8 protein-coding genes are annotated in these 6,000 nt (G+C 37.9%); 4 read left to right on the top strand and 4 right to left on the bottom strand.

All coding sequences use genetic code 11. The annotated features are described in order from the left end of the window. Positions 1-137 precede the first annotated feature (137 nt). Together HQR03_RS11310 and HQR03_RS11305 are read right to left on the bottom strand one after the other, a co-directional pair. Positions 138-1,241: an SGNH/GDSL hydrolase family protein gene (locus tag HQR03_RS11310; RefSeq protein ID WP_173240230.1), complete on the bottom strand. Its 1,104-nt coding sequence runs from the start codon at positions 1,239-1,241 to the stop codon at positions 138-140. 313 nt (positions 1,242-1,554) lie between these two features. Further along, on the bottom strand, positions 1,555-2,784 hold the full coding sequence (locus HQR03_RS11305) for an SGNH/GDSL hydrolase family protein (RefSeq protein WP_173240229.1): 1,230 nt from the start codon (positions 2,782-2,784) through the stop codon (positions 1,555-1,557). A 334-nt stretch (positions 2,785-3,118) separates the two neighbouring features. Between HQR03_RS11305 and HQR03_RS11300 the strand changes: the two genes are divergently transcribed. From HQR03_RS11300 to HQR03_RS11285, 4 genes are read left to right on the top strand one after another with little or no spacing between them, the layout of a single operon-like run. Further along, the gene (locus HQR03_RS11300) at positions 3,119-3,607 is read left to right on the top strand and encodes a hypothetical protein (RefSeq protein WP_173240228.1); all 489 of its coding nucleotides are present in this window, start codon (positions 3,119-3,121) and stop codon (positions 3,605-3,607) included. An 8-nt stretch (positions 3,608-3,615) separates the two neighbouring features. Beyond that, positions 3,616-3,873: a hypothetical protein gene (locus tag HQR03_RS11295; RefSeq protein WP_173240227.1), complete on the top strand. Its 258-nt coding sequence runs from the start codon at positions 3,616-3,618 to the stop codon at positions 3,871-3,873. Next, positions 3,863-4,117 carry a hypothetical protein gene (locus HQR03_RS11290; protein WP_173240226.1) on the top strand — a complete coding sequence of 85 codons (255 nt, stop codon included), beginning with the start codon at positions 3,863-3,865 and terminating at the stop codon, positions 4,115-4,117. The genes HQR03_RS11295 and HQR03_RS11290 overlap by 11 nt, the downstream gene beginning before the upstream one ends. Before the next feature lie 9 nt (positions 4,118-4,126). After that, positions 4,127-4,333 carry a hypothetical protein gene (locus tag HQR03_RS11285; protein WP_173240225.1) on the top strand — a complete coding sequence of 69 codons (207 nt, stop codon included), beginning with the start codon at positions 4,127-4,129 and terminating at the stop codon, positions 4,331-4,333. 546 nt (positions 4,334-4,879) lie between these two features. Here HQR03_RS11285 and HQR03_RS11280 read toward each other — a convergent pair. Next, positions 4,880-5,092 (bottom strand): cold-shock protein, encoded by a 213-nt coding sequence (locus tag HQR03_RS11280; protein ID WP_010196799.1) that lies wholly within the window; start codon positions 5,090-5,092, stop codon positions 4,880-4,882. A 355-nt stretch (positions 5,093-5,447) separates the two neighbouring features. Further along, complete coding sequence (locus HQR03_RS11275; RefSeq protein ID WP_173240224.1) at positions 5,448-5,873, bottom strand: hypothetical protein; 426 nt, start codon at positions 5,871-5,873, stop codon at positions 5,448-5,450. Positions 5,874-6,000 lie beyond the last annotated feature (127 nt).

Genomic DNA, 6,000 nt, shown 5'->3' with positions numbered 1-6,000 from the left:
TCATGCTACCAGCCATTTGCTCGGCCAGTTTTTTAATGTCAGATTGAGTAGTCATTGCTTATTCTCCGGTTAGTGGATTATAAGCAGTTACACAAAGTTTGGGAAACTCCCACTTTTGCGCATACTTGACTATTTAATTACTCGCTATTTGAATTAACAGTATCGTAGCTTAGTGAGCTACCTACACTCATCATGTAGTCAAAGGTGGCATTTGCGATAACGACCTTACCCACAGCGTTAGGATGAACTCCATCATACATCCAATTAGATGTTTTATAGCGCAAATAATTACCCGTATAAGTAGGAATATCAATATAAAATATATTTTTATTCTCTTCTACTATAGCTTTTCGCACCAGAGTGTATTTCTTTAATAGAATACCAAGTGGATGATCTAATTTCTCATAGTACTCAGGGTGGTTAGGCTCAACTATATAGATGCGACAATTAGGGCAGACACTACGCAATCTATCAATCCATATTTGTAAGTTTTCAAAAAACTCAACTGGTGATTGCTTACCTGTAGCTCGTACCCCATCATTTGTACCGATATTTATAACAGCAATGGTTGGTTCTAAATGCTTATAATAAGTCTCAATGCTAACAAGTTCGTTATGCTCACATAAAGCCACACCACTACGTGCAAGCACGTTATAGGTTATACCATTTTCACGATTTTCATCTACAAACTGCACACCGTAAGCGGCAAACTTACCGCCAGACCTATCTAATTGTATTACCAGTTTCTCTGACAAATATTCAGTATCAATCTCGATAACTGATAATTGCTCCACCTTAGAGTCAGTATGAATTAATATCCGCTCTGATGCCTTTTGACTTGAAAATCCAAAGCCAAACTTACATCCACCTGGTTGTTTTAGATAAAATAGCCTAACTTTTGTACATTTAAGTGGTCTTTTTGTGCTTACAAAAATAGTTTCAGCATTTGATTTTTGAACTAAAAACCCCTGCCCATCTGGAGAATACTTATAAGGTGATATACCCCATTTGCGATCAGAATTACCCCACATATGGATAACTGTTTCAGGTGAGGTTCGTGTGACTACGACTTGTTGATCTGACGCAAACATCTTAGTGTGCGTTGCACTCAGAGAGAGATATCCAAAGTCACCCATACCACCATACATAGGTGCTAATCGCTTAATGAGTGGTGTGGTGTAACTTAGTTTTTCCATGTGTTCTGTTAGTGAGTCACCAACAAATAAAATTGAATCTCTCATATTTCCTTCTTTAATCTTATTGAAAATGTCAACGCAAATAATTGGCTATATGTTACCCTAAGTTTAATCATTTATGATGTATTGTCAAAGACACATAAAATCCTAGGGGAAATTGGTATTTCCTATACAAACTTCACATTTTTTTATGACTTTTCGAGGTTATGTCAGTTTTGGCAGTGCAATATCTGGGCGTTATTGAAAAATAGTGCCCTCTTCTATATTTGTTTTAATGCTTATAACTATCTTTTAATATATGTCCTATATAGTGATTAAGAATCTTAAATTATCTATAAACTAAAGTAATAAAAAACTTTCAAGTAGTAGCTAGTCTGCTTACACTAAATATTTTTACATTCTGGTTTTTAATGACATATCTTGCCGATGGCGTCCACTTTCCATCTATTTCGCTTTTGACATCCAAAAAAGAAATAGGAGTAACGGGTTCTTGTATAATAGTATTGTAGCCTATATTATCGCAATCAGTTCCTAAATAAGGATATATAGCATTTGCAATTTGCAATTTACCTTGCTTATTAGGATGGAGTACATCATGCATCCAACCTTTACTTAAAAAGTAATCATAGTCTCCTATCAATGTAGGTAAATCTATATATTCTATATAAATATTCTCATCAACTATTTGTTTTCTAACTTCAGCGTATTGAGGAAACAATAATCCTCTTTTATCATCTTTTTCAGCGATAGCATAAATAGATGACTTGTTAGGCTCGACAATAAAGATTTTTATATCCGGACATACGTTACGAATTCTATCAATCCATATCTGTAACTGTTCCTTAAACTCTATTGCAGGAAGTTGACTGGATTCTCGTAAAGCATCATTAGTGCCAAGATTAAGAATAGCTATTGTGGGCATAATGCATCGGTAATACATTTCAATACTAGTAAGTTGGTTATGTTCTTGTAGTGTTGATCCTCCTCGAGCAAATACGTTATATGTCAAGCCCTTTTCTTCTGAGTCATCCACAAATTGGATACCATAAGCAGCAAATTTTTTGCCTTTACCATCTAATGCTATGACTAGTTTTTCACTTATGTTTGCAGCATCAATTTCGATGATGGCAAGTTCCTCAGTTGAGGACTCAGTATTAACGAGAACACGATGGCCTGCTACTTGTGCAGAATAGCCAAATGAGAATGTGCATCCGTTAGGTTGTTTGAGATAGAATAATCTGACTTTAGTAATTTTAAGCAATTCTTTTGTTTTAACATAAATCTGCTGCCGGTCTGATGCGTCAGCAAAAAAACCTTTTCCGTCAGGTGAGTATTTGTATGGTGACTGATCCCACCGATGATCAGACGTTCCCCACATGTGAATCATAGTATCAGGACGCGTACGGCTAACTGAAATTTGATTGTTATATCCCATCATCTTAGTATGAGAAGTAGTTAAGGGTAGGTAATCGAATTGTTTCATTCCTCCGTATTGTGGGCTTAATCGCTTTATTAATGTCGATGTGTATGTTGAGCCTTCATGGTTTTCAGTTAGTGAGTCACCAACAAATAAAATTGAATCTCTCATATTTCCTTCTTTAATCTTATTGAAAATGTCAACGCAAATAATTGGCTACATATTAACATAAATTAAATTATCTATGGAAAGCTGGTATTTTCTATGCCTACAAGTTCTTACTTTAATGTTGGCTTTCTTTATGGCTTTTTGGGAGTTTCGGCAGTGCTACTATGCGGGAGGTTGTCAAAAAATAGCCTGCTCTTTTATTGCTTGTCATTTAGTTAGTGCAGTGCAGTATCGAAGCCTATAGCAATAACTAAAGGTTTAGGCGTGTATAAATTAATCCATGATATAATCAAGGTTATAGATTGCTTAATGATTTAGATAACAATTAGAGATCATCATGCCAGCCATTGCCACCACTCACAGCTTAAACGATTATTTAAAATTACCTATCTCACGTTATCGTGAGCAGCTTAAACAAGGTAACGCTAAATATATCGAAGTCAGCTATACCCACCGCAACAAACCTTATCAATACTCTATTCAGCTAACAAAAACATCATGCCATTATGGCGGTTATCGCTACTGGTGGCTATGCCCTCAGTGTAGCAAGCGTGTCAGTGTTTTATATTGTGCTGGGTTATACGTTTGCAGACATTGCATAAATGCACCTTATGGCAGTCAGTTGCAGCAACCGATAGATAGAGTGTTTAGCCGTATAAGTGAGATTAGAGTGCGTTTAGGTTGGCAACAAGGCGTTATTCATGGAGTAGGAGCTAAACCGCGTTACATGCACTCAAAGACGTTTGATAGGTTAGTAAACGAGCATGACAAGCTTAGCGCTCAAGTTTGGCAGCAAACACTAGATAAACTAAATTGCACTCACTGAGGGATTAAATGCGATTACCTGACCTTAACGACTTAATGCAAGATTTACAGCTCGCTAAGCAAATGGCGATAGATGACCACAACCCAAACGCGCTAGTAGTCGCTACTATTGCACAAGCGAAGTTACTAGGACTGGATAAGCCGATTAAAGACGTAACGGCAAACAATGATGAGTCAGTCGTTTTTAATATCACGGGTGTATCGCCTGAACCATTAACGCCTGAGGTAGCGCTCGCTATTAGTAAAAGGTTAGAAGATGAGTATTGAGATAATGAGCAGATTAACGCTAGATGACTTACTAGATCAGTTAGAACAGGCTAGGCAAATGGCAATAGAGGAACGCAAGCCCACCGCCATGATACAAGCGACTGTTACGACAGCAAAGCTGCTAGGACTCGATAAGCCAGTCGTCAAAGACGTTCATGCTGATGACGTGCAGACCATTAGCGAGCTGATGAATGAGCTGTCATCTGAGCAAGCAGCGATCACCTATAAAGATATTATGGGGTAAAGAATGAAAATGAGTATTGATGACCTGATGACTGAGCTAGACGATGCTAGATTGACCGCTAAGGTTAATGGGCAAGCGTCTGCTATGGTTGCTGCTACCATGTCAAAAGCAAAGCTGCTAGGGCTAGATAAGGGCGTTACTGATGATAACGAGGTGCAGCCGATAAGCATCATTGTCCGAACCGTTGACGCTCGCAAACCTGACAGAGTGTGCTAGTTTTCGGACAGGTATCGAGGGGGGCGCTATTTTTAGTGTTGAGCGTATCGACAGAGGACACCGCCACCATTCACACGCGCAAAATAAAAAGCGTTTCAAAAAGAGGTTAATACCCCAAAGCATAGCTAAACCCTTACAGGTCATAGCCTAATAGCTACAATTAACTTAAGTGGCTGTGTTAACAAAGTTAAAAGAGGTTAAAGCAAAGAGCAATAGCTAAACTTTTAATTTTGCGGACGTAAAAATATGCAGACCTCAGCGGTCACCGCTTGCGAAGTCCTGAACAATTACACCACCCTACGGCTACCAATAGCCAAAAAATAAAGCTACTGGCTACCAAAACGGCTACCAATATAGCGCCTTACTTAAAAATGAATATAGAAATCAATAACTTAAGCATAAAAAAAGCAACCTGATGAGAGGTTGCTTTTTTTTAAAGTCTAAACAGTATTTTTATTTTTTTAACAAACAAAGAAATCTGTACATCTTATTAAGATTAACATTGCCGAGAATACTGTTAACAGTGATACTCAACAGCCGTTAAAATTAGATGGCTTCGATTTGCTCAGCTTGTGGGCCTTTTTTGCCATCACCTAAGATGAAAGATACTTTTTGGCCTTCAGCTAGGGTTTTGAAACCACCACCTTGGATAGCGCTGTAGTGAGCGAATACGTCTTGTCCGCCATTGTCTTGAGCGATAAAACCAAAACCTTTAGCTTCATTAAACCACTTTACAGTGCCTTCAACTTTATCTGACATAAATTTTCCTGACTCTTTAACTGTTGGCGAGACGTGTGTCATCACCGATTAATTGATATATACTCTAGATCTTTTGCTGAATGCGGCGGCTCAAACTCATAATATATCAAGAAGATAGCTTATGTTTTTTGCCTCAAATCCATTGAGTACAGCTTGATTATAACAGTTTTTTTTGACTGCAACATATTAAATTACAGAGTTTTGTAAACAATATAAGAAGCCTTTAATCACCATTTAGCACCGTACTTTAATGGCTCGTTATCTCTTCTAGACCCTGTTTATTACTTTCAATTTCAATATTCTTGTTATATATATTCAATAATAAAAATTAGATCCTATCACTTTTTGCATACATTTACTGTGCTATAGGTAGCCATGGTGAGGTCAACACCAGTAAGCAAAGGGCAAAAAATATCAAAGAAAACGATTGGCTATACGCGATATATTTAGTTGGTATGACCAAATCTTTGGGTGAATCTGGGATACCTTTACGCTTTAACAATTTGGTGCCGTAAACCCAACCAAACACCGTATAAATCCCGTATGCGGCAGGCACTGCAACCGCCAAAGGCGTTAGATCGATCACATATAACATTACCACAGAGATAAAAAACCATGAAGTGTCTAGCAGTGAGCTGATTTGAAAAAACTTAGATTGTGGCAGCTTGCCATCGGTGCCTTTGAGCATCTCACCTTCGATCCAAATCAAAACAGCCACGACAGCACTAAGAGTAATATACACGAATTGCGGCGTTAGCCAGTCTGGAAAAGATATTTGCACAACATACAACCTGTAATCTATGGAAAAAATAAGAAGAGAAATAGTCACCGACATAGTCAGGTAACTGAACCGACGCTTGCCTACATTGGGTGTGGGTTACTGGTTTTCAACCGCTATAATGAGTGAA

This window comes from Psychrobacter okhotskensis, assembly GCF_013248965.1.
GTDB classification, from domain to species: domain Bacteria; phylum Pseudomonadota; class Gammaproteobacteria; order Pseudomonadales; family Moraxellaceae; genus Psychrobacter; species Psychrobacter okhotskensis.
The sequence above is the reverse complement of the archived record's forward strand: the minus strand, read 5'-3'. Positions and strand labels throughout refer to the sequence as shown.